Genomic DNA, 604 nt, shown 5'->3' on the forward strand with positions numbered 1-604 from the left:
CGTTCTTCCCTGGCAACAGAGCTTTACGATCCGAAAACCTTCATCACTCACGCGGCGTTGCTCCGTCAGACTTTCGTCCATTGCGGAAGATTCCCTACTGCTGCCTCCCGTAGGAGTCTGGGCCGTGTCTCAGTCCCAGTGTGGCCGTTCACCCTCTCAGGTCGGCTACGCATCGTCGCCTTGGTGAGCCGTTACCCCACCAACTAGCTAATGCGCCGCAGGTCCATCCTCAAGTGACAGATTGCTCCGTCTTTCATTATTTCGCCATGCAGCAAAATAAATTATCCGGTATTAGCTACCGTTTCCGGTAGTTATCCCAGTCTTAAGGGCAGGTTACCTACGTGTTACTCACCCGTCCGCCGCTAACTCTCAGGAGAGCAAGCTCTCCATCAAGTCCGCTCGACTTGCATGTATTAGGCACGCCGCCAGCGTTCGTCCTGAGCCAGGATCAAACTCTCCAATAAAGTGTTTGACTTGCTCATTTCTTAACTGACGAGAATGTGTTCATTCTCTATTTCAACGTCCCGCCTAAGCGGTCCGTTTTACTCACTCGTTGTTCAGTTTTCAAAGATCAACTTCTTCGTCACTAGCGAATCTCGTTCGC

At 51.5% G+C, this 604-nt stretch carries 1 rRNA gene; it reads right to left on the minus strand.

Annotated features, from left to right (window positions below):
- A 16S ribosomal RNA gene (locus ABEQ74_RS14725) occupies positions 1-464 on the minus strand; the annotation flags it as partial.
- Between the last annotated feature and the right edge of the window lie 140 nt (positions 465-604).

The sequence above is a fragment of the Paenibacillus solani genome (assembly GCF_050475945.1).
GTDB lineage: Bacteria > Bacillota > Bacilli > Paenibacillales > Paenibacillaceae > Paenibacillus_AQ > Paenibacillus_AQ solani_A.